General features: G+C 52.5%; 22 protein-coding genes. 5 read left to right on the forward strand and 17 right to left on the reverse strand.

The features are described 5' to 3' along the window. Positions 1 to 94 precede the first annotated feature (94 nt). Positions 95 to 1,090, reverse strand: coding sequence for a ribose-phosphate pyrophosphokinase (locus tag DOP62_RS06190; protein WP_208676384.1), 996 nt, complete (start codon positions 1,088 to 1,090; stop codon positions 95 to 97). Between the two features lie 228 nt (positions 1,091 to 1,318). On the opposite strand from DOP62_RS06190, the gene DOP62_RS06195 reads away from it, so the two are divergent. After that, complete coding sequence (locus tag DOP62_RS06195; protein WP_208676382.1) at positions 1,319 to 1,861, forward strand: AAA family ATPase; 543 nt, start codon at positions 1,319 to 1,321, stop codon at positions 1,859 to 1,861. A 16-nt stretch (positions 1,862 to 1,877) separates the two neighbouring features. Here the strand turns inward: DOP62_RS06195 and DOP62_RS06200 are convergent, their stop codons facing one another. Then, positions 1,878 to 2,786: an ROK family protein gene (locus DOP62_RS06200; protein ID WP_208676380.1), complete on the reverse strand. Its 909-nt coding sequence runs from the start codon at positions 2,784 to 2,786 to the stop codon at positions 1,878 to 1,880. Positions 2,787 to 2,906: 120 nt separating this feature from the next. On the opposite strand from DOP62_RS06200, the gene fmt reads away from it, so the two are divergent. Further along, the gene (gene fmt, locus DOP62_RS06205) at positions 2,907 to 3,887 is read left to right on the forward strand and encodes a methionyl-tRNA formyltransferase (protein WP_208676378.1); all 981 of its coding nucleotides are present in this window, start codon (positions 2,907 to 2,909) and stop codon (positions 3,885 to 3,887) included. Here fmt and DOP62_RS06210 read toward each other — a convergent pair whose 3' ends face one another. Both DOP62_RS06210 and DOP62_RS06215 read right to left on the reverse strand, forming a co-directional pair. Continuing rightward, the gene (locus DOP62_RS06210; RefSeq protein WP_208676376.1) at positions 3,888 to 5,663 is read right to left on the reverse strand and encodes an ABC transporter ATP-binding protein; all 1,776 of its coding nucleotides are present in this window, start codon (positions 5,661 to 5,663) and stop codon (positions 3,888 to 3,890) included. Between the two features lie 90 nt (positions 5,664 to 5,753). Beyond that, on the reverse strand, positions 5,754 to 6,122 hold the full coding sequence (locus DOP62_RS06215; protein WP_261790035.1) for a hypothetical protein: 369 nt from the start codon (positions 6,120 to 6,122) through the stop codon (positions 5,754 to 5,756). Positions 6,123 to 6,585: 463 nt separating this feature from the next. Between DOP62_RS06215 and cynS the strand changes: the two genes are divergently transcribed. Together cynS and DOP62_RS06225 are read left to right on the forward strand one after the other, a co-directional pair. Continuing rightward, positions 6,586 to 7,026, forward strand: coding sequence for a cyanase (gene cynS / locus DOP62_RS06220; protein ID WP_208676374.1), 441 nt, complete (start codon positions 6,586 to 6,588; stop codon positions 7,024 to 7,026). A gap of 273 nt (positions 7,027 to 7,299) precedes the next feature. After that, complete coding sequence (locus tag DOP62_RS06225) at positions 7,300 to 7,704, forward strand: DUF3291 domain-containing protein (protein ID WP_208676372.1); 405 nt, start codon at positions 7,300 to 7,302, stop codon at positions 7,702 to 7,704. Between the two features lie 35 nt (positions 7,705 to 7,739). On the opposite strand, the gene DOP62_RS06230 is transcribed toward DOP62_RS06225, so the two are convergent. The 10 genes from DOP62_RS06230 to dusA all read right to left on the reverse strand — a co-directional run bounded on the left by DOP62_RS06230 (position 7,740) and on the right by dusA (position 17,228). Further along, the gene (locus tag DOP62_RS06230; protein ID WP_208676371.1) at positions 7,740 to 7,979 is read right to left on the reverse strand and encodes a 2Fe-2S iron-sulfur cluster-binding protein; all 240 of its coding nucleotides are present in this window, start codon (positions 7,977 to 7,979) and stop codon (positions 7,740 to 7,742) included. 11 nt (positions 7,980 to 7,990) lie between these two features. Continuing rightward, positions 7,991 to 8,872 carry a glucose-1-phosphate thymidylyltransferase RfbA gene (gene rfbA / locus DOP62_RS06235; protein ID WP_208676369.1) on the reverse strand — a complete coding sequence of 294 codons (882 nt, stop codon included), beginning with the start codon at positions 8,870 to 8,872 and terminating at the stop codon, positions 7,991 to 7,993. Then, the gene (gene rfbB, locus DOP62_RS06240) at positions 8,869 to 9,942 is read right to left on the reverse strand and encodes a dTDP-glucose 4,6-dehydratase (protein ID WP_208676367.1); all 1,074 of its coding nucleotides are present in this window, start codon (positions 9,940 to 9,942) and stop codon (positions 8,869 to 8,871) included. The genes rfbA and rfbB overlap by 4 nt, the downstream gene beginning before the upstream one ends. After that, entirely contained in the window at positions 9,942 to 10,808 is an 867-nt protein-coding gene (gene rfbD, locus DOP62_RS06245) for a dTDP-4-dehydrorhamnose reductase (protein WP_208676365.1), read from the reverse strand. Before rfbD ends, rfbB begins: the two co-directional genes overlap by 1 nt. An 88-nt stretch (positions 10,809 to 10,896) precedes the next feature. After that, positions 10,897 to 12,183 (reverse strand): PulJ/GspJ family protein, encoded by a 1,287-nt coding sequence (locus DOP62_RS06250; protein ID WP_370538900.1) that lies wholly within the window; start codon positions 12,181 to 12,183, stop codon positions 10,897 to 10,899. Then, positions 12,180 to 12,785, reverse strand: a complete 606-nt coding sequence (locus DOP62_RS06255) for a pilus assembly FimT family protein (protein WP_208676359.1) — start codon at positions 12,783 to 12,785, stop codon at positions 12,180 to 12,182. The genes DOP62_RS06250 and DOP62_RS06255 overlap by 4 nt, the downstream gene beginning before the upstream one ends. Then, positions 12,757 to 13,284 carry a PilW family protein gene (locus DOP62_RS06260; RefSeq protein ID WP_208676357.1) on the reverse strand — a complete coding sequence of 176 codons (528 nt, stop codon included), beginning with the start codon at positions 13,282 to 13,284 and terminating at the stop codon, positions 12,757 to 12,759. Before DOP62_RS06260 ends, DOP62_RS06255 begins: the two co-directional genes overlap by 29 nt. A gap of 2 nt (positions 13,285 to 13,286) precedes the next feature. Then, complete coding sequence (locus DOP62_RS06265) at positions 13,287 to 14,720, reverse strand: hypothetical protein (protein WP_208676355.1); 1,434 nt, start codon at positions 14,718 to 14,720, stop codon at positions 13,287 to 13,289. Between the two features lie 416 nt (positions 14,721 to 15,136). After that, positions 15,137 to 15,688: a dTDP-4-dehydrorhamnose 3,5-epimerase gene (rfbC, locus tag DOP62_RS06270; RefSeq protein ID WP_208676353.1), complete on the reverse strand. Its 552-nt coding sequence runs from the start codon at positions 15,686 to 15,688 to the stop codon at positions 15,137 to 15,139. 526 nt (positions 15,689 to 16,214) lie between these two features. After that, positions 16,215 to 17,228 carry a tRNA dihydrouridine(20/20a) synthase DusA gene (dusA, locus tag DOP62_RS06275; RefSeq protein ID WP_208676897.1) on the reverse strand — a complete coding sequence of 338 codons (1,014 nt, stop codon included), beginning with the start codon at positions 17,226 to 17,228 and terminating at the stop codon, positions 16,215 to 16,217. A 26-nt stretch (positions 17,229 to 17,254) separates the two neighbouring features. Between dusA and DOP62_RS06280 the strand changes: the two genes are divergently transcribed. After that, positions 17,255 to 18,487, forward strand: coding sequence for an NAD(P)/FAD-dependent oxidoreductase (locus tag DOP62_RS06280; protein ID WP_208676351.1), 1,233 nt, complete (start codon positions 17,255 to 17,257; stop codon positions 18,485 to 18,487). On the opposite strand, the gene DOP62_RS06285 is transcribed toward DOP62_RS06280, so the two are convergent. From DOP62_RS06285 to DOP62_RS06295, 3 genes are read right to left on the reverse strand one after another with little or no spacing between them, the layout of a single operon-like run. Then, positions 18,467 to 19,024 (reverse strand): hypothetical protein, encoded by a 558-nt coding sequence (locus DOP62_RS06285; RefSeq protein WP_208676349.1) that lies wholly within the window; start codon positions 19,022 to 19,024, stop codon positions 18,467 to 18,469. The genes DOP62_RS06280 and DOP62_RS06285 overlap by 21 nt on opposite strands. Positions 19,025 to 19,028: 4 nt before the next feature. Beyond that, on the reverse strand, positions 19,029 to 20,261 hold the full coding sequence (locus tag DOP62_RS06290) for a type II secretion system F family protein (protein ID WP_208676347.1): 1,233 nt from the start codon (positions 20,259 to 20,261) through the stop codon (positions 19,029 to 19,031). A 23-nt stretch (positions 20,262 to 20,284) separates the two neighbouring features. Beyond that, complete coding sequence (locus DOP62_RS06295; RefSeq protein ID WP_208676345.1) at positions 20,285 to 21,373, reverse strand: type IV pilus twitching motility protein PilT; 1,089 nt, start codon at positions 21,371 to 21,373, stop codon at positions 20,285 to 20,287. Positions 21,374 to 21,398 lie beyond the last annotated feature (25 nt).

A 21,398-nucleotide genomic window follows, 5' to 3' on the forward strand; every position in this document is an offset into this window, starting at 1 on the left:
CGTGCGATCGCGGGATGAGGGCAGCAACTCACCAGCAGGTGAGTATTCCCAACAGTCTACCGAAGCGATTGGCGATCCGTCGGAGGGTCAGCCCCTAGCGGAACATACTACTAACGGAACTCTCTTCGTGAATCCGCCAAATCGTTTCGCCCAGTAGGTTAGCCACCGACAAAATGGTCAACTGCGGGAAACGATTTTCCTCGGGGATCGGGATGGTATTAGTCACGATCACTTCTTCGAACAAGCCACTGGCAGAGAGCCGTTCGATCGCAGGTGGTGAGAAAACTGCGTGGGTAGCACAGGCGTAGACTTGGCTAGCACCTTGCTTCCGTAGGAGGCGTGCCCCTTCGCAAATGGTGCCAGCAGTATCGATCATGTCGTCCACTAGCACCGCGGTCTTACCCTGAACGTCACCAATGACGTTGAGAACTTCAGCAACGTTGTGAGCTTGTCGACGCTTATCAATAATTGCCAAAGGCGCATCATCGAGCTTTTTGGCAAAAGCACGTGCCCGAGCCACACCACCAACATCTGGCGAGACCACGACTAAATCTGCGAGATTCTTGCTGCGCAGATAGTCGATCAGGACAGGCGAGCCGTAAACGTGGTCGAAGGGAATGTCGAAATAGCCTTGGATCTGTGCCGAGTGCAAGTCCATCGCCAAGACGCGATTGGCTCCGGCTTGGGTGATCAGGTTGGCAACGAGTTTTGCAGTAATCGACTCGCGGCCAGCAGTTTTGCGATCGGCACGAGCGTAGCCGTAGTAGGGCAGGACGGCTGTGACTTGGCGAGCTGAAGCACGTCGACAAGCGTCGATCATGATCAGCAATTCCATCAAGTGGTCGTTGACCGGCCAACAGGTCGGCTGCATCAAGTAGACATCACAGCCGCGGATTGATTCTTGGATTTGAACGTACAACTCACCGTCCGCAAACCGTTTGCGGATCATTGGCCCGAGGTCGATCCCGAGATAGCGGGAAACCTCTTGGGAAAGGGCGGAATTGGACGAACCAGAAAATAGCCGTAGGCGATGATTGTCCGGGAGTGAGGGCAGTGCAGACGCGAAGGGCAGGGTGGCAGAACGGATCACAGCAGACCCCGGAGCATAACCAACGAAATCTTATCATCCCTGCCTAGGCGTCGACCGTGGCACCAGCAAGCTAAAAGGCATGACTACTGGGCAGTTCGCCCGTTTTTGATCCCGAGCGATCGCCTTCAACAAGTTTTCGTTTCGGTTGGCAGCAGTGATCTCCCGTGCGCGTCGTCTCCCACAAACTTCCCGTTAGGCTGAAGACGCTCCTTTGCTGCTTCTTTCGTTATGCGTCTGCTGATCAGCAGTACTTCTTCTGGTGCTGGCAAAACCGCGATCGCCCAAGCACTCCAGGCCTACCAAGCTTGGCGGCGGCAACCGGTTTGGCCCTGTCAAGACTGGCTTTCGCCGGAGCAGTCTTTGGCGGAACGCTGGCAGTCATTGCAGCAGAGTGAAGCCTGTTTTCTAGAAGCACCTGGTTGCTTAGGAACGCTGGTTGCACCAGAACTGACCGTTGCTGACCTCGCACAGGCTTGGCGCTTGCCGGTGCTGTTGGTGGCTTCAGCTCAAATGGATTGGCCCGGACAGGCGATCGCGATGGCGGCGCTGGCTCAACAGCGACAGCTACCCCTCTTAGGGGTGATCCTCAATCAAGTCACGACAGCGGATCGGGTGGCGCAGGAATCCTTTCAACTGCTGACCGGCATTCCCGTCCTCGGAACCTTCCCCGCGGGGGCTGCTCAAGCGGCGATCGCGGAGCAAGCTGCGATCGTCCGCAACTGGGAGCTGGAACATCTGCCGGGATTTCTACCGGCGATCGCGACTATCTAAGGCTTAGAGGTCTGATTTAGACCTGACCCAGCGCTTCTAGCTTCGACCAAGCCAAGCGGGCAGCCCCTACTCGACCCGCTTCGTTGCCAAGGGCAGCGATCTGAATTTGTAGCCCTTCCCGAGAAGTGGGCAAAACACGGCGATGCAGCTCCTCCGTCAGCGCTGGCAAGAAGAAGGCTGCGCTGCCACTGATGCCGCCGCCCAGAATAATCACCTCCGGCGTCAGGACGTAGACCAAACTGGCGAGACCGGCTGCGAGGGTCTTTCCGTACTCCTGCCAAGCTGCGATCGCTTCGGGATCGCCTTGGACAGCGCGATCGCCTAGGTCTTTGGGATCGCAACCAAAGCGCCGCTGAACGGCCCCGATCGAGGCGTATTGCTCCAATGATCCTTGGTTGCCGCTATTGCAGGGGGGGCCAGCCGGATCGAGCGTGATCAGCCCCAATTCAGCCGCCGTCCCAGTACGGCCAACAAACAGCTCACCGTTGAGAATGATCGCGCCGCCGACACCGGTCCCAAGGGTCAGCACAATTGCATCGCGATAGCCTTGACCAGCCCCTAGCCAAACTTCACCTAAGCCAGCACAGTTGGCATCATTCGCCAAAATCACCGGCTGCTGTAAATCCGCTTCTAGCCAGTCAGCGAGGGGAACTTCAACCCAGCCATCGAGGTTAATGGCAACCCGTGCGACTCGACCGGCTGCATCTGCAGGTCCGGGGGTGCCAATGCCAATTGCCAGCGCCTCGGCCTCGGGATCGAGTTGACGAATCGCCTCAACCAAGGCCACCCGCACGTTACTCGGGGTACTGGGCGTCGGTGTCGGGACGGTTAATTCCTGCTGACACTGCCCATCGATCGTGTAGCGGCCCAATTTCATGGCGGTTCCGCCTAAATCGACGCCAATGACGGTCGCAGGGTGCGTCATAGGGGTTGTCCTAGCCACAGTCGCAAGAGCTTCGCAATCCTAGCAAGCCGCGATCGCCCCAGCGAGCTTGACATGCCACGATCGCCAATAGCCCTGCTGTTGGAAACGAGGAGTCGTACCGTGCGCGTCGTCTTTTTTGGAACCCCTCAATTTGCGGTTCCGACTTTGCAGCAGCTGCTCGATGCGCCCGATGTTGAGGTGGTGGCGGTGGTCAGCCAGCCCGATCGCCGTCGTGGGCGTGGTAGTCAGGTCAGCGCCTCGCCGGTTAAAGCCCTCGCGATCGCCCATGATTTGTCAGTCTGGCAACCGGAACGCCTGCGCCGCGATCCAGAAGTCTTGAGTCAGTTGCAGCAAACGAACGCTGATGCATTTGTTGTGGTTGCCTATGGCCAGTTGTTACCAGCGGAGGTGCTGGCGATGCCGCGACTGGGCTGCATTAATGTTCATGGTTCGCTGCTGCCCGCCTATCGCGGTGCGGCCCCGATTCAGTGGAGCTTGATCAACGGCGATCGCGAAACGGGGATCGTGACCATGCAAATGGATGTCGGCATGGATACGGGGCCGATGCTGTTGCGCTGGACGACACCGATCGCCTTGGACGATAACAGTCAAATCTTGGGCGATCGTTTGGCGACCGCTGGAGCCGAATTGTTACTGCAAACCCTGCGGCAGCTCGATCAGGGGCAATTGGCGGCTACACCTCAGGATGAGGCAGCAGCAACCTATGCGCGCCTCCTGCAAAAGGAAGATTTTCAACTGACTTGGGATCAGTCCGCTCTAGAACTCCACAACCGGATTCGCGGCCTCTATCCCGGTGCGAGCTTGCCCGTCCAAGGCGATCGCCTCAAAGTTTTGGCCAGTCTGCCCTTGGGACTGGGTCTGCCCCTACCGGCGGACTATGCAGCTTGGCAAGATTGGCAGCCCGAACCCGACAAACCAGGAACCGTACTGGCGATCGCCAAATCCGAGGGACCGATTGTGGCGACTCGCGAGGGAGCGTTACTGCTGCTACAGGTGCAACCGGCAGGCCGCAAGCCTTTGAGTGGCTGGGATTGGGCCAACGGCTTGCGCTTGCAAGAAGGAATCTGCTTAGCTGAGTAGCTAAACGCGATCGCTCAAACGTTCACCGGTCTGCACCTTCCAGAGGTTGGCATAGAGGCCATCCAAGGCAAGGAGTTCGTCGTGGTGTCCGGCTTCGACCAAGCGACCCTGATCCATGACGTAGATGCAGTCGGCGTGGCGAATCGTCGAGAGGCGGTGGGCGATCGCCAAGGTGGTGCGATCGCGGGTGATCTGTTCGAGCGATCGCTGAATCGCGGCTTCAGTCTCGTTATCGACTGCCGAGGTTGCTTCATCAAGGATCAGGATTGGCGGATCCTTGAGGATGGCTCGTGCGATCGCGAGGCGCTGCCGCTGTCCACCGGACAGTTTCTGGCCCCGCTCGCCCACGATCGTGTCGTAGCCCTGGGGTAAATCCATGATGAATTCATGGGCTTCGGCGAGCTTGGCCGCTTGCTCAATTTCAGTCTGGGTGGCATCAAAACTGCCGTAGGCGATGTTCTCGGCAACACTGCCATGGAAGAGGAAAACATCCTGACTAACGAAGCCGATCGCCTGCCGTAAATCCTTCAGCTTTAAGTCACGTAAATCAATCCCATCCAGCAGGATGCGACCGGTTTGTGGCTCATAGAAACGCAGCAGCAGTTTGACCAAAGTGCTTTTGCCAGAACCGGTGGCCCCGACGATCGCGATTGTTTGGCCTGCAGGGATTTCCAAGTTGAGATCAATAAGGCTGGGCTCGCGATCGCGGTAAGCAAAGGTGATGCCTTCAAACTGAACAGCTCCTTGCACTTGCCCGATCGGTAAGGATTGGCGACCGCTGGGAATTTGCACTGGGATCGCGAGCAAATCCATGACCCGCTGGGTCGAAGCCATCGCCCGTTGGTAGTCATCCAGTACTCGCCCCAAGCTGGTCAACGGCCAGAGAAGACGCTGGGTAATGAACACCAAAAAGCTATAGGTACCGACATCGAGCCGTCCGTTAATTGTTTCCATCCCGCCGACATAAAGAATGGCGATGAAGGCAAACAGAATCGCGAAACGGATCAACGGCACAAATGCCGAACTGAGAGCGATCGCGCGGCGATTTGCTTGGCGATAGGCATCACTGTCTTCGGCGACCCGCCCTTTTTCAAAGGCCTCAGCAGTGAAGCTTTTGATCGTGGCAATGCCACCCAAATTATTGGCTAGTCGCGCGCTGATCAGACCCGCTTGTTCACGCACGCGGGCATAGCGCGGTGCAAGGCGGCGTTGAAAGCGCAGCGATCCCCAGAGGATGACGGGGATTGGCAGAATCGCCAGCCCTGCCACTGTTGGCGAGAGATAAGCCATTGCCCCACCCACCGCTAGCACGGTGGTCGTGACCTGCAAAATCTCATTGGCCCCGTGGTCGAGGAAGCGTTCGAGCTGGTTGATGTCGTCGTTGAGGACGCTGAGCAGCTGACCGGTACTGCGCTCCTCAAAAAAGCTCAGCTCTAGTTCTTGCAAATGACCGTAGGCATCCAAGCGCAACTCATGTTGCAGTGTTTGCGCCAGCGTGCGCCACTGCCAAGCGTAGAGATACTCGAACAGCGATTCGAGGCTCCAAATCACAAACGAAAACAGCACCAACAGCCCTAACTGCTGTTCAACCGGCACAATCCCCCACTTGGCGAGCCAAGAATCCTGCCGCTGGACAACCACATCCACCGCCATACCAATTAGGACGGGTGGGGCCAGATCAAAGATTTTGTTGAGGATTGAACAAGCGATCGCACTCAGCACCTGCCGTTGATGGGGGGCGCTGTAGCGATACAACCGCACAAGGGGATGGGGCATGGTTCTCGCAATCAGCCAGCTCTATCCAGCATGGCAGGCGATCGCCCGCGTCATCTTCTGCACTGCTGGACTGGCGATCGCAGTCTCTCCCTAGAGAGGCTGGTAGCGAACGGAGTAGTTCGGGCCGAGTTCCAGCCTCAAGGCTTGTAGAGCAGCCTGTGCTGCGACTTCAAACTGGTCTGACTCCTCAGCTGTCCAAGGGCTTGGGCCCGCTGGATCATCCCAATCTAAAGCGGTGTCATGCCAGAGAGATAGTTGCTCTAATTGCTGCCGCAAACTTGGCGACAGTGGCAATTGATCTTCAATTGCACCAACATCAAAGCGATCGCGACTCGCCGCATCATCCGCCCAGAGAACACCGCCACCCCACTCAAAGCTCAGACGAATCGCATAGGAAACCTGAGAGGAAGAATGATTATCGCAATCGTCCCTAGAGTCCTTGATACTGTCGAGATTCATTGCGATCGCTAACCTCTAGTCACGCGGTTTTTGGGTTGGCTTCTTGATTTTAAAAAACAGTTGATGAACTTACAAATCTTTAGTCAATAGCTTTGCAATGAAAATTTCATTGTGTGGAATTGCATCAATGAGTGGCGATCGCCACTCAAGTCTGCCAGCCCCGAGATCAAAGCCCTAGCCATCCCTACTTGTAACGACAGCTACATTTTGACCTTGGACTTACCTCTACTATTCGCCCTTGGCAAAGAACAATTCCATAGTTTCTCTGCTGCAACTTGAGATGACATTGAAGTGTCATTGATCGGGAATGAGCTACTGATTTGATCGCACTCACTATCGCACTCACTAGCAATTTAATGATGATCATTAATGGTTAGGGACACTAACCTACGGTGAGTTTGAAAGAGCTGCTGTCCGATGGGGTTCGTGTAGCTGGAGAAGCAAGTAATTTAGGAGAGTTTCAATGACCCAAGCGATTACTGAGCAACTCTTGAAAGCGAAAAAGGCAAAGGGAATAACCTTTACTGATCTTGAGCAATTACTGGGACGAGATGAAGTTTGGATCGCTAGCCTGTTCTACCGGCAGTCAACAGCTTCTCCAGAAGAAGCTGAGAAGTTACTGACAGCGCTAGGACTAGACTTTTCCCTTGTGGACGAGCTAACGACACCGCCAGTGAAAGGATGCTTAGATCCTGTAATCCCGACTGATCCCTTGATCTATCGTTTCTACGAAATCATGCAGGTCTATGGCTTACCACTCAAGGATGTTATTCAAGAGAAATTTGGTGATGGCATCATGAGTGCGATCGATTTCACCTTAGATGTCGACAAGGTTGAAGATCCTAAAGGCGATCGCGTCAAAGTGACGATGTGTGGCAAGTTCCTGTCTTATAAAAAATGGTAGTTTGTCGACAATATTGAAGTGTAAGCTTGATGTATTAGAGGGAGAGCATTGTTCTCCCTCTTTTTTGGCTCAAACAAGGTTCACTAGAATTTATCTGTCAAACTTTTGACTGACAGTTAGAGTCGGTTTTTAAAAGTATTTTGTTTTTTGAAATACGTTCAATAATAATTTTGCTGTTGAATAGATTGCAGCAAATGAGAGCATTCTGGTGGTAGTCATTTGAAAAGCAGTTGGTTAGGCTTTGAATAACAATCGCTGCTCTGATTCCCCACCATGCCTTTGATTTCGGTGACGCGGCTGAAGCTTAGAAATGTCTTTTATCTGCCTCGACTGATCCCCTTTTCCCTGCGATCGACCTGGCAAGCTCAACGAGCAGAAGGAAATCTGGGCGTTAAGCTTTTGCAAGATCGCAATCTCGCTTTCTGGACTTGCACAGCTTGGACAGATGAAGCGACTATGCGTCAGTTCATGAGAGCTGCTGCCCATGGTCAGGCGATGACTAAGTTGGCAGACTGGTGTAGCGAAGCCTCAGTGGTTCATTGGCACCAAGATCAGCCTGAGCTCCCTAATTGGCAGGAAGCTCACCGCCGCATGATCAACGAAGGACGACCGTCCAAAGTTCGCTACCCTTCGGCTGCGCATCAAGCATTTCAGGTCGATCCGCCTCGCAAGGCGTAGCTTCCCACGCCATTTCTGGATTGTAGAAATGCCCACTACCAACCTGGATCGCTAGCGCAGTCCACGGTCACCTTGCCAGTGGCTGAATCAGGAATGGCTGTGATGCAGCCACAGACAGGTTCGCCATCCAGATCTACTTCACAGGCATGGCAAGACCCCATCAAGCAGCCCGTCGGAATCCGTAAACCGGCTCGTTCTGCGACGGTCAGCAGCGGTTCACCTACTTCGGCAGTCACCCGCACATCATCCGGCAAAAAATGCACAGTAATGGTCATTTCACGATCGCCTAGAGAGGGTTTTGCAAGAGGTCAAGCAGATACTGACCATAGCCATTTTTACGGAGCGGTTCCGCTACCTGTTTGAGTTGTTCAGCCGTAATCCAGCCCTGACGGAAGGCAATTTCTTCTGGGCAAGCAATCTTGAGCCCCTGGCGTTTTTCAAGGGTATGGATAAAACTGGCAGCATCGAGCAGGCTGTCATGGGTGCCGGTGTCGAGCCAAGCCATCCCGCGTCCGAGGAGCTCGACCCGCAGTTGACCTTGCTGAAGGTAAGCATTGTTGAGATCCGTAATCTCTAGCTCGCCTCGGGCAGAGGGCCGGACCTGTTTTGCAAGTTCGACAACCTGCTGATCATAGAAATAGAGGCCGGTAACGGCGTAGCGCGATCGCGGTTGTTTCGGCTTTTCTTCAATTGAAAGCACTCGCTGCTGGTCGTCAAATTCCACAACCCCGTAGCGTTCAGGATCCGCCACGCTGTAGGCAAAAACAGTCGCTCCCTCCGATCGCAAACTGGCTTGCTGGAGTTGGACTGCTAGATCATCACCATGGAAAAGGTTATCGCCCAGAATCAGTGCGGCTGGAGCCCCAGACAAGAAAGATTCGCCAATCAAAAAGGCTTGTACCAGACCTTCAGGAGCGGGCTGAACGGCATAGCTCAGCGACAGCCCCCAGCGATCGCCATCGCCCAAAAGCTGAGCAAAGCGATCGGTGTCTTGGGGTGTGGAGATAATCAAAATTTCACGGATACCACTCAACATCAGGGTGCTGAGCGGGTAGTAGATCATCGGTTTGTCATAAACCGGCAGTAGTTGCTTTGAAACCGCAAAGGTCGCCGGATAGAGGCGAGTGCCGGAACCGCCAGCCAGAATAATGCCGCGCCGCGTTGTCATACGCTGGCCTCCGAGTTGCTGGCTAGACCCAAACGGCTGCCATCATAGCCGCTGCGTTGTCGGACTCGTTGGCACCAGTCCAAATGATTGAGATACCAGCTCACGGTTTTACGGAGACCACTCTCAAAACTCTCTTGGGGTTGCCAACTCAGCTCCTTCTCAATGCGACTGGCATCGATCGCGTAGCGGCGATCGTGACCGGGGCGATCGCGAACAAATTCAATTTGCTGGCGATAGGACTGCGATCGCGGCTTCAGTTCATCTAGTAGATCACAGAGTGTTTCGACAACTTGGAGATTGGTGCGCTCGTTAAAGCCACCGATGTTGTAAGTCTCACCGATTTGTCCCTTCAGCAGGACCTGTTCTAGGGCGCGGGCGTGATCCTCAACATAGAGCCAGTCGCGGATGTTGCCACCGTCACCATAAATCGGCAGTGGGTTACCGGCGATCGCATTGAGGATGATCACGGGAATCAACTTCTCGGGGAACTGCCATGGTCCGTAGTTGTTGGAGCAGTTGGTCACTAACACCGGCAGGCCGTAGGTGTGATGCCAAGCCCGCACCAGGTGATCGGAGCTGGCTTTGCTGGCGGAGTAGGGCGATCGAGGATCGTAGCGGGTCTCTTCTGTAAAGAGTCCGGTTTCCCCAAGGCTGCCGTAAACCTCGTCTGTAGAGATGTGATGGAAGCGAAAAGCTTGTTGTTCTGACTCTGGTAATTGCTGCCAGTAGCGTCGGGCTGCTTCCAGCAGATTAAAGGTGCCAATAATATTGCTTTCGATAAACGGGCGCGGCGAATCAATCGAGCGATCGACGTGGGATTCTGCCGCCAAGTGCATCACGGCAGTTGGCTGATAGTCCTGAAAGATCCGCTGTAGAGCAGCTTCGTTTAGTAGATCGACCTGTTCAAAGACGTAGCGATTGCTGTCCTCAAACGGTTTCAGTGAGGTGAGATCGCTGGCGTAGCTCAGTTTATCGAGGTTGATGATCTGAACCTTAGAACGGGTCGTGAGCAAGTGCCGAATCAGGGCAGAGCCAATGAAGCCCGCACCCCCTGTAATCAAAATCTTCATCAGTTTGTCGCCAGTTGCGTCAGCATTTGAGCCAAGGCATGGCGCCAGTGTAGGGGATCGCGGCCGATCGCTCGATTAAAGTCAGCACAATCCAGCACGCTGTAGGCCGGGCGAGTGGCGGGCGTGGGGTAAGCACTGCTGGGAATTGCTGCAATCGGAATTGCCCGCTGGAGTAGGCCACGTTCCAACGCTAGGTCTTGAATGGCGACAGCAAAGTCATACCAACTAGCCACACCAGCATCAGTACAGTGATGAATGCCCGTCAGGTTTTGAGCGATCGCTTGCCAGAGCGCCGCAGCCAAGCTATCAGTCCAAGTGGGCGTGCCAATTTGATCCCACACAACTGTGAGGCGATCGCGTTCTGCCATTAGGCGCAACATTGTTGTCACGAAGTTGCGGCCACCTAGCCCATAAACCCAAGCTGTACGCACAATCAGCGATCGCGTGGGAAGGAGTTGAGTGATCGCTTCTTCACCAGCAGCTTTCGTCGCACCATAAACACTGAGCGGCTGACGTTTTTCCTCGGGGGGATAGGGTCGATTACGATCGCCTGCAAAGACAAAGTCAGTAGAAATATGCAGTAAATTCCCACCTGTCTTTGCCAATTCTTCGGCTAACGCTTGCACTGCATTAGCATTGATTGCTGTAGCAAATTCCGGTTCAGATTCCGCCCGATCGACAGCCGTGTAAGCCCCAGCATTGATCACCCAATCAGGACGAAGTTGCTGGATGACTGTCCGTAAGGAGAAATCATCACTGAGATCGAGTTGTTGACGATCGCAGGCGATGAGATCGATAGCATTTGGACAGAGCCGCTGGAGGGATTGCCCCACCTGTCCCGCTGCACCTGTGAGCAGTACTTTCATCCGAGGTTGCCAAAAAATTGAGCAGTGCCAGTTTCATACGGTACTGGACACTGCTCGTTGACACTGACATGCAACCTAGAATGTCGGCTTAGGGTTGAGTCTGTTCAGGGTTGACAGTAACTAAGACGACGTTATCTTGCATGTCAAAAGCTGCTGAACCAGTGTTAGTCGTCCCTAGTTCAAATAAGTATATTACTTGGTTGTCACGGATTCTGACACGACCATCTGCACCCAAGATTGGACGTAGAAAGGTATCTAAGCTGGCTTGGTTATTGTAGGGAACAAAATTAGGAACAGAATCACCGTTCTTAAGAACCCTGAAATTATTGGAATTTGGACGGCCAGGGCCTGTACTGATCGTAAAGTTACTGCCACAGCTGACACTACTCAGCCGAGCAATTGACTCCACTCGTACTCGTTCAACAGTGCCGGGAGGCTGATTCAATGGACTATTGGGATTGAGAGTAACTTTGGTAGCTGTGGTTGCGCCAGGAGCCGTTAAGTACAAATCAGTCGTCACAGGGACATCTCGGGTTCCGCATTGAATCGCACCACCCAGAACTTGGAAGCGCAGGCTCACGTCATCCGGTGGAGTCAAGTCACCATTATTAGATGGATTTAGCAGACCCGGCGGCAAGCCACCGCCACCACTCCCCGAGCTGCTATTGCGCGCAAAAGCTTGAGTATTCAAGTTCAAGCGTTCATTGCCACCAATCACCCGATTGAACGTACTAGAGAGTTGTAGCGAAGCGAGTCGCCCTTGTTGGGTATCGCCATCGGTGTCAAGGCAAATGAAAAAGCCACGACGATTCGCTGAATTCGCAGGGATTTGGGTCTGATTGGTGGTGTCGCAAGTCGCCGCACCTGGAGTATTAGCAACGAGGTCCAGCAAAGGTCGACCCGTCCAAGCCGTTGGGGTAGTGGAATTCGAGTAATTGCCTGCTGCGTCAAAGGCTGGACCCCAGCGATAGAGCACCTGCGGTCCTTGCCAAACAGAATTAGTCGGGGGTGGAGCAAGGTAGTAAACAATGCTTTCTGAAGCTCGGGGTGTATTAACCACCATCAGCAGCTGAGCACCTGATGGCAAGCTAAAGCTTGGGGATTGAACAGTCAGTTCGCCAGCTGGATCCCGAGCAATACCGCGAGCACTTTTCACTTCGTCAGAAATGAATTCGAGAGCACGGCTCATTTCCATGCGGCGTTCAGTCCGAGCATCTTCGGTGCGATTGGCTGCTGTAATGGCGGCTAAACCATAGCCAGCTCCCCCAATCACAATGCCCGCTACCACAACAGCAATGAGAGTTTCAACCAGCGTCAGCCCTTGAGTAGAGCAACGGCGATGTTGCAATTGTTTCCAAAAAGTGTGCGGTTTCATTGGGGTCTTATCCTGCAGTTTGCTTCGGTGGGATTAGTGGGAGTTCCGTTGTAGTTTCCTGCTCGAATGAGGCCAAGGAGGTCGGAAACAACGATGCAGCGACTACTAGAGCTGGGCGATCGCGTTGAGCTGATGACCAACACGGTATTGGCAGCAACGTTGGTGGGCGTGCCTTTGAAGGTAAAACCAACTGTGGGAGGATTAGCAGTCAAATTGCTATCAATTCGTATATTCCTCAGCGTTAAATCAGCAGCTTGTTGCCCCGATCCAGTCTGTTGGGACAAGTTACGAGCCGGTAGACAATTTTCATTGGAACCCGCTACTTCTGTGTTGGTTGCTGTACGGACAACCGGATCGGCTCCCGTAGGAATGACAACAGCACAGGTTTGACTGCGGCGAATAGCTTCGCGTTGGGCTTGCCGCAGAACGCCTTCCAGCGCCTCAGCACCGGCATCGACTTGAGTACGACTGAAGTAGCCCAAGAGGTTGGGTACGGCTAGCGCGCTAAGAATGCCAACAATGATGACCAGCACTAGCAGTTCAGTCAGCGTGAAGCCATCGATTGACTGTCGCCTAGGTGGGTGGGCATTCATAGGACGCATAGGGAACTACCTCCGTATAGAGCTCTGCAATGGGTCGGTTACCAGAAATCGCGGTAGCAGCTACAGGCGTTACTTCGTAATCCAGCTGTAAAACGTTAAAAGGTCGCGCATTTAAGCGAGCTGCATTGCGCCGCAACTGAAAGTTTTGACCTGCCAAAGTGACTGTTTGTGGGTCTGTTCCCAATCTATTGTTAACAGCATTGCGGAGGGCAGTAGAAAAGCCTGAATCGATATCAGCAGGCCTGCAGTAGTTAATGCTGCCATTAGTGCTGGGCAGCTGACTGGCTAGAAACTTTACTTCTTCTAGGTCAGTCTGAATCACTGCGATCGCCTCTGCTTTTTGGCGAGCCTGCAAGCGCAAAAAGGAAGCCGTGATCAGAGTTTGCATGCCAGCTCCCACCAAAATCAACGTCACCACACCCGCAACCAGCACTTCAGTGATTGTGACGCCGGACTGGCTATTGGAGCGTTTGAGATAAGGAAAAGCAAGTTTTTTCATGGCTAGGGCACCTGTAAACGAGTCCAAGACCGGACAGGGCTAATGGCAGGCGAATCAAAAGCGCTCGCATTATTGAGGTAATCGCCATAGCTTCCCTCAGAATTAACCATGATCTTGTTACCAGTAATTGCACCAGATGTGTTCCAGCTATTGACCCACATTCCACCCGTCACAAAGCCAGTATCACTATTATTTCCTGTAATACTAGCGGTTGCATTGGGAGCCAGGATTAAGGCTCGAATTTGGGATGTACTGCTAATTCGAATTTGGTTCGTATTTTGGCGATTGGTCAGAGATGCTCCATCACAAGGTGCAACTGGATTACCGCTGACGCTGATAGTCCCAGTGAGGCAAGTGCCATACCTGCCATTAACATTGCCATAAATTGTTAATCGTCCGGGAGAACCGCTAGTAGGAACTGTACAAGCTGTGCCTGTTCCAGCGCAGTTAATCCTCACAGTACCAGTGATATTAATTTCACTACGGACATAGAAGACAACTTCTGTGTTGTCGCTAATTCTAATGATTCTATTGCCAGGATTCACAAGACGATCAATGAGATAATGGTAGCGACCATCTGCCGCTGCAACATCGCCACTTCTGGGGAATGTGATTGAAGGGTTGTTTGTTGCACTAGTTCCCCAGATGCGAGCATCTGAATTAGCACGTGTTGAATTGCTATTCGTTTGGCTATTGCTACTGAGGTCGTAGTAGCCTGTCCCTGATGGAAATGTTGTTGGTGTATCAGGAAAACCAGACTGTGGCTCTGTCACAATACTTTGGGTGGCAGGGTTCGATAAATTGCTAGTTGTAACCCAGTTTGGGATTGTGCAAGGAGTTGTTGTATTCAGCCGAATATTGCCATTAAAACGATTGCTACTGAGCACAGGAGTAACGCCGCCATTTAGCCGCAGCCAGAGAGCGGGTACAGGAGAACCACCCCCAGCCCGAATCGAGATTTCTGCTCGCAGCCGTGTGACCCCTGCTCTCTGGGCATCATTTGCACTGCGACCCTCAACAGTTAGGCGACCTGTCGTTCGATTCGCGTTCGGTAGCGTGTACTCAATGAATCGATATTGACCTTTGGCCAGATCGTTAGCGTCAATATTCGTCCAGTCGGTTCGAGCGGCTGCATTCTGAATCCCGAGGGGGGTTGCATCGGTGTTGCAAATTCCAATTCCAGTAGTGGTACGGTTCCAACTGTTCGCATTCGTCCATGCGGTAGTACCTTGGCAGCCGTCCCCCACCGTAGTTGTTTCACTACAATAGGCAGCGATCGCGCGGTTATTTGTAATGAGATTTTGATAAAGCGCTAGGCCCGCTTCTGCTGCCGCTTCGCCCTGTGCGGTCGATCGCTGCGAAATTGCTGTAACCTGATCAACCTGCGATCGGGCAACCAGCGCCGCCCCAATCGTCAAGATGATTAAGCCAATCACGACTGACAGAGCTAGAACATAGCCCCGCTCTCCCTCTGTCGCATGGAAGCGTTGCCTCAGAAGGAATTGAAAGAGTAGAGTCCTAACTGATAACTGTCGCATCACAAAGCACAGAGAAACACATTAAAGGATGAGCACATTTAGTGTCCATGCTTTTAGCATACCCAAGCACCACAACTCTCGGGGCACCTGCGATCGCTGACCAAGATTAAGATCTGAGTGATGACTGTGGTTGCCTTTTCTTAAATACTGATGTAGTGAACTACTAGGACAAACCCCTCAATGATGATAGGAAAATGAAGGATTAGAAAGGAGGCTTAATTGAATGAATCACAACCGCAATGGCAGCAAAGTACACTAATTTCAATGATGCTGATCATTGAGTCTCTAGCTGGGCTTGCTAGCCAGAGCAGTCATTAGGGAAATACCTCAGCCTCTGCCAAGTTCACTGCAGCCGCATCCTTTGTGGATAGTTGGGGTTGCTGACCGGCTGCCAGCGGCCAATCAATTGCGATCGCCGGATCATCCCAGCGCAGCGATCGCTCGTACGTTGGTGCGTAGTAATCCGTGGTTTTGTAAAGCACTTCTGCTACCGGTGATAGCACCAGAAAACCATGGGCAAATCCAGGTGGTACCCAAAGCTGTCGTTGATTCTCAGCTGAGAGTTTCTCCCCCACCCACTGACCAAATTGGGGTGAGCTGCGGCGCAGGTCAACAGCGACATCAAAAATCTCACCAACTACACAGCGCACAAGCTTTCCTTGAGCTTGCTGAATCTGATAGTGCAGCCCTCGCAACACCCCTTGCTGCGATCGCGAATGATTGTCCTGCACAAAAGTCACATCCAGCCCAGTCAATGCAGTAAACGTTTGTGCGTTGAAGCTTTCTAGGAAAAAACCGCGATCGTCCCCAAAGACCTTGGGCTCCAGAAGGCACACATCAGTCAGCGCAGTGGGGTAAATCTGCATTGTTTCCTTTCGGCGCGATCGTTGGCGACTATACCACTCCTTCCACTCATCCTCAGAGTGCTGGCAGACTAGACTTGGCCAGTTAGCGGCAGCAGCAAATGGCTCTCATCATTGAGTTGCCAACTTTAACTGCGATCGCCTGATTCTTCTAGCCCTGCAATGGACACGACTTTCAGCGAATCCACCAGCCAGTAAGCCCTAGCGAATATCCTCAATCATGAGTCACCGCTGGTGAGAAGCTCTCATACTCTAATCAAAGAGTAATTGGGCGATCTCAAACATTCACTCCCGATACTTGAAGAGTAGTGAGTTCATTTAGATATGACTGAACGACTCTTAAACATGGCTCATTGACTCTTGAACTATCACAAATGACTGTTCGAGAGTGCCGAGCTATACCAAAACATGACTGCACAATTTCCAAACAATAATGCGTTACTCTTTGGAGTAACTGCTAACCTTTTGTCTGACAGCCATATGTTGATACAAAGCTGGGTCTTTGCTTTTTGATCGGTCTTCGATTAGCTCAGCTACTCAACTCGGAAACTTGCGTAAGAGCAGCTAACAAAACGTCTGGCCTCGCACCCGCTTTGCAGCCTTGCTCCGTGAGCACGCGCTTCCAAGCGCGACTGCCGGGGCAGCCATGAAAAAGCTGCAGCATGTGGCGGGTGATGCTGTGGAGCCGAACTCCTTGGCTGAGCTGTTGTTCGATGTAGGGCAGCATTGCCATCACAACTTCCGATCGCGATCGCACTGCACTACGATCGGCATAGATTTGGGCATCAGCCTCAGCTAGTAAATAGGGATTGTCATAGATAGCGCGGCCAATCATCACGGCATCAACTTGTTGTAAGTGCTGAGTCGCTTGGTTGAGGTCGAGAATGCCGCCATTGATTTCAATCACCAACTGCGGAAAATCCTGCTTGAGTTGATAAACCACGTCGTAGCGCAACGGTGGAATTGTGCGGTTTTGCTTCGGGTCTAATCCTTGCAGCCAAGCCTTGCGGGCGTGGACGCTGAAGCGATCGCAACCACTCTCAGCCACAACCCGGACAAAGTCTTTTAACTCGTCATAACTGTCGCGATCGTCAATTCCAATCCGGTGCTTGACTGTCACGGGAATCGAGGAAGCTGATCGCATCGCTTCTATGCAACGCGCCACCTGTTCCGGTCGCGCCATCAAGCAAGCGCCAAACTGACCTTTTTGGACGCGATCGCTCGGACAACCAACGTTGAGATTGATTTCGTCGTAGCCCCAGTCTTCAGCAATGCGGGCACAGTCCGCCAGCCACTGCGGATTGTCTCCACCGACCTGCAGCGCCACAGGATGCTCTTGCGGGTCGTAGTCCAACAGGCGGGCGCGATCGCCGTACTGAATCGCCTGCGCCACAATCATCTCGGTGTAGAGCAATGTGTGGCGACTGATCTGGCGCAGAAAATAACGGCAATGGCGATCGGTGCGATCGAGCATGGGGGCCACACTCAGACGATGACTGCGGACTACATCTGTCCGATCGAGGAGTTCCGGCACCGTGAGCATCGCAACAACAACCGACAATAGAGAGCATGGAAGACTCTCTTCAGATTGCCATTGTTGGGGGCGGCGCTGCGGGCTTTTTTGCTGCGATCGCCTGTGCCGAAGCCAATCCTCAGGCCCGAATCACGATTTATGAGGCGGGGCCAGAACCCCTGAGTAAAGTGCGGATCTCAGGTGGCGGACGCTGCAATGTCACGCATCACTGCACCGATCCCCGCCGTCTGATTCAGGCCTATCCTCGCGGCGGCAGAGCGCTATTGGGGCCTTTCAGTCGCTTTCAACCTCAAGACACGATTGCTTGGTTTGAGTCACGGGGCGTTCGCCTGAAAACGGAAGCAGATGGACGAATGTTTCCTGTCAGCGATCGCTCCAGTAGCATCATCAACTGCTTGCTTGATGAGGCGGAACGCTTAGGAATTCAGTTGCGATTAAGAGAGCCAATCGTTGGGGTAGAGCGCCAAGCCACAGGATTTCGACTCCAGCTCCGACAAGACAGCGTAGAAGTCGATCGCCTCTTGTTAGCAACCGGCAGTAGCCCCAGTGGCTATCGGCTGGCGACTGCTCTCGGGCATGAGTTGATTCCACCCGTACCTTCGCTCTTTACCTTTACGGTGCTGGATCCTGCATTGCGAAATCTTGCCGGCGTCAGTTGCGATCGCGTGCAGGCCAGTCTTCAGGTGGAAGGCGATCGCTTATCTGAAACAGGACCCTTATTAGTGACCCATTGGGGGCTGAGTGGCCCCGTCATTCTCAAGCTCTCCGCTTTTGGAGCACGGCTACTGCATCAGCGGCGCTATCAGGCAGAACTGCGGATTAACTGGCTGCCCGATCGCTCACCCGAGCAAGTTCGGCTTGATCTCCAAGCGACACGAGCAACAACTAGCAAGCGTCAGCTGGGTAATTGGCGGTTTAACGACTTACCCCAACGACTTTGGTTGTATCTCCTGCAACGGGCAGCTATTCCGAGCGATCGCCGCTGGAGTGAGGTCTCTAAAAAACAGCTAACAGCCCTTTGGCAGGCGTTCACGGCTGGGACTTATGCGATCGCGGGCAAGGGAGTCTTCAAAGAAGAATTTGTTACAGCTGGCGGTGTCCCACTGGGCAGTCTCAACAGCAAACGCATGGAGAGCAAGCATTGCCCAGGGCTGTTCTTCGCAGGCGAATTGCTCGACGTTGATGGCATCACCGGCGGCTTTAACTTCCAAAATGCTTGGACGAGTGGCTGGATTGCGGGCCAAGCCTTAGCTGATCGCGGGCACTAGATTATTGACCTCCGGCAGTTCCAGCGGCAGCGTCACCCAAGGCAGACCAACGGTTGTTAGTGCCTTACGAATTAGCTCTGGACCGTCGGGCTGAAGAAGAAACAGCGGCAATACGGCCTCACCGGCTTCCGCCTGAAACTGTTTCTGAGTTTCTTCTAGATGCCACTCATAGGGTTGACTCAGACAAATTTGAGTCTTGCGCCAGCGATCGAGCAAGTCGTTGAAACTCTCTTCCGGCCGATGAATCAGAAGACAGATATCCGGTCCAACTTTGACTTTCCACTCTGGATCACAGAGCAGGAAAACCAACTCACAAGGAACAGGCGTCAGTTGCACCACAGTCTCAACGCCGCGATCGCTGACTAGCCGCTCTCGACGACGCACTAACGGTAACGGCAACGGCAGAAGACTTTCAGCAGGTCGTCGCAAGCTCGGGAGCAACTCCCAATAAGGGCGGTGCTGCTGCAATAACGCCACACTGATGGCGCGATCGCAGCAAGCAGCCAAACAGCGGTCAACAGTTTCAGGACCGCTCATTTTATTACCCTTTGATCTGATCAAAGATGCTAAACATTGGCAAATACATCGCGAGCAAGATTGAGCCAACAATACCGCCGACTAGAACAATCATAATTGGCTCCAACAGACTTGTCAGACCCTTAACAGCTTGCTCGACCTCATCTTCATAAAAGTCGGCAACTTTATTGACCATTGTGTCTAGCTCACCCGTCTCCTCTCCAATCGTAATCATACTCAAGGCCATCATTGGAAAGATTCGATAGCGTGCTAGAGCCACGCTCATCATCCCACCAGTTTGCACTTCCATTCGGGCAGCATCAATTGATTGGGCGATCGCTTGATTACCTGCGGTATCTCGTACAATTTCGAGCGCAGTCATGATAGGAACCCCTGCCCGTGTCAGCGAGCCAAAAGTTCGACAAAAGCGAGCTGTTGCTGCCTTCTGAATCATTTCTCCCAAGATAGGCAGACGCAAAATCATACTGTCTACACTGAGACACCCAAGTGGAGTTGCATAATACTGTTTAAAGACAAAAATAGAACCAAATAAAAAGACCAGGAACAGTCCCCAAAAAATTGGTGTCCTTAACGTCTCACTAATCGATAATAGAAATAATGTAAAGCCTGGAAGCTCTGCACCTTGATCTTCAAAAATTCCTGCGAATGTAGGAATGATAAAAATTGTCATACCTAGAAAAACAAGAATGGCAATAACAAAAACTGCCATTGGATAGGTCATCGCCGATTTCATCTGGTTGCGAAGCCGAGACATATCTTCCAGTAGTTTAGAAAGCCGGTTTAAAACATCATCCAACACCCCCCCCGTTTCGCCAGCTTGAATCATAGCAACGTATAAACCATCAAAGATATTAGGGAACTTACGCATTGAATCTGAAAGATTCAGACCTTCTTGGACATCAAGATTAATCTGTCTGAGTGCTTTTCTAAGCTTAGGGTTACGGGTTTGCTCTGTTAGCAGCCCTAAGGCTCTGACGATCGGAACACCTGCGTCTACCAGTGAAGATAGCTGGCGAGAAAACAAAGCCATATCTTTTACCGTAACTTTACTTGTCGCCTCTTCCAAATTGAAGCTACTGAGATTAGCGAGAGAGAATCCGACTGACTCATCAATGGTTTGGATAACCAAGCCCATCTGGCGCAGCTCAACACGCGCTTGACGAACGTTTCCAGATCGAATGCGCAGTTCACGGACAGCACCATGGCTGTCACGAACTTGAGCAACAAAAGTTGGCATAACAAAATTCTCCTACAATAAATCTAGGCAGCAATTGAAACATTGCCAATCAACCGTTGCATCTCATCGGGCCTAGATGTTTTAGAGGCAGCTGCTTCAAAAGTGATTTCACCTGCCTTATAAAGATCAGCCAAAGCTTTCTCTAGGGTCTGCATGCCTAGTTTTCCGCCCGTCTGAATTTGAGAGTAAATTTGTGCGGTTTTTCCTTCGCGAATTAAGTTGGACACTGCTGGTGTAACAATCATGATCTCTTGGGCAAGGACACGACCAAAGCTACCAGGTCGAGCGTTGCGTTTGGGGACAAGGGTTTGACTGAAGACCGCAACTAGTGAATTCGACAACTGAACCCTTACCTGCGTCTGTTTTTCAGCAGGAAAGACATCGATAATCCGGTCAACGGTTTGAGCAGCGGAGCTGGTGTGCAAAGTACCAAAAACGAGGTGACCAGTTTCTGCAGCAGTGATAGCTAACTGAATCGTTTCCAAGTCTCGCATCTCACCCACAAGGATGATGTCAGGATCTTCTCGAAGCGCTGCTCGCAGGGCATTAGCAAAACTCTTCGTATCTTCTCCAAGCTGCCGCTGGTGAATGATGCTTTTTGCCGGTTGATAGACAAATTCAATGGGGTCTTCAACCGTAATGATATGTTCAGCACGGCTGCGATTAATCAAATCAATAATGGCTGCCAACGTTGTTGTTTTTCCAGACCCTGTAGGGCCAGTGACGAGAATGAGCCCCCTTGGTTTTTCGCTCATCTCGCGCACCACTTGAGGTAGCCCTAGGTCGTTAAACTCCGGCACCTTGGCACTCAAAGCCCGTAAGCAAGCGGCATAGGTTCCTTTATCTTTGTAAACATTGACCCGGAAACGAGCGAGTCCACGAATCCCATAGGAACAATCAAGCTCCCAATTTTGCTCCAGCATTTTGCGTTGCGTGTTGTTCAACATACTGAAGATCAAGCGCTGACACTGTTCCTCACCCATTGGTTCATCCCCGATGGGGGTAAGTTTTCCACTGATTCGAAAATAAGGAGGTAAGCCAACAGAAAGATGGAGGTCAGATCCTCCCATCTCCACGAGCTTTTCCATTAGGTCTTCGATCATTAGTTCCATGTTGGGTCTCCTAGAAAGTAATGAG

The sequence above is a fragment of the Synechococcus elongatus PCC 11801 genome (genome assembly GCF_003846445.2).
Taxonomy (GTDB): domain Bacteria; phylum Cyanobacteriota; class Cyanobacteriia; order Synechococcales; family Synechococcaceae; genus Synechococcus; species Synechococcus elongatus_A.

Excerpts from the sequence above, each read along its gene's own strand:
- DOP62_RS06195 (WP_208676382.1), top strand. The coding sequence starts at position 1,319 with ATGCGTCTGCTGATCAGCAGTACTTCTTCTGGTGCTGGCAAAACCGCG.
- DOP62_RS06200 (WP_208676380.1), bottom strand. The coding sequence starts at position 2,786 with ATGACGCACCCTGCGACCGTCATTGGCGTCGATTTAGGCGGAACCGCC.
- DOP62_RS06210 (WP_208676376.1), bottom strand. The coding sequence starts at position 5,663 with ATGCCCCATCCCCTTGTGCGGTTGTATCGCTACAGCGCCCCCCATCAA.
- DOP62_RS06215 (WP_261790035.1), bottom strand. The coding sequence starts at position 6,122 with ATGAATCTCGACAGTATCAAGGACTCTAGGGACGATTGCGATAATCAT.
- cynS (WP_208676374.1), top strand. The coding sequence starts at position 6,586 with ATGACCCAAGCGATTACTGAGCAACTCTTGAAAGCGAAAAAGGCAAAG.
- DOP62_RS06225 (WP_208676372.1), top strand. The coding sequence starts at position 7,300 with ATGCCTTTGATTTCGGTGACGCGGCTGAAGCTTAGAAATGTCTTTTAT.
- DOP62_RS06230 (WP_208676371.1), bottom strand. The coding sequence starts at position 7,979 with ATGACCATTACTGTGCATTTTTTGCCGGATGATGTGCGGGTGACTGCC.
- rfbA (WP_208676369.1), bottom strand. The coding sequence starts at position 8,872 with ATGACAACGCGGCGCGGCATTATTCTGGCTGGCGGTTCCGGCACTCGC.
- rfbB (WP_208676367.1), bottom strand. The coding sequence starts at position 9,942 with ATGAAGATTTTGATTACAGGGGGTGCGGGCTTCATTGGCTCTGCCCTG.
- rfbD (WP_208676365.1), bottom strand. The coding sequence starts at position 10,808 with ATGAAAGTACTGCTCACAGGTGCAGCGGGACAGGTGGGGCAATCCCTC.
- DOP62_RS06250 (WP_370538900.1), bottom strand. The coding sequence starts at position 12,183 with ATGAAACCGCACACTTTTTGGAAACAATTGCAACATCGCCGTTGCTCT.
- DOP62_RS06255 (WP_208676359.1), bottom strand. The coding sequence starts at position 12,785 with ATGCGTCCTATGAATGCCCACCCACCTAGGCGACAGTCAATCGATGGC.
- DOP62_RS06260 (WP_208676357.1), bottom strand. The coding sequence starts at position 13,284 with ATGAAAAAACTTGCTTTTCCTTATCTCAAACGCTCCAATAGCCAGTCC.
- rfbC (WP_208676353.1), bottom strand. The coding sequence starts at position 15,688 with ATGCAGATTTACCCCACTGCGCTGACTGATGTGTGCCTTCTGGAGCCC.
- dusA (WP_208676897.1), bottom strand. The coding sequence starts at position 17,228 with ATGCTCACGGTGCCGGAACTCCTCGATCGGACAGATGTAGTCCGCAGT.
- DOP62_RS06280 (WP_208676351.1), top strand. The coding sequence starts at position 17,255 with ATGGAAGACTCTCTTCAGATTGCCATTGTTGGGGGCGGCGCTGCGGGC.
- DOP62_RS06285 (WP_208676349.1), bottom strand. The coding sequence starts at position 19,024 with ATGAGCGGTCCTGAAACTGTTGACCGCTGTTTGGCTGCTTGCTGCGAT.
- DOP62_RS06290 (WP_208676347.1), bottom strand. The coding sequence starts at position 20,261 with ATGCCAACTTTTGTTGCTCAAGTTCGTGACAGCCATGGTGCTGTCCGT.
- DOP62_RS06295 (WP_208676345.1), bottom strand. The coding sequence starts at position 21,373 with ATGGAACTAATGATCGAAGACCTAATGGAAAAGCTCGTGGAGATGGGA.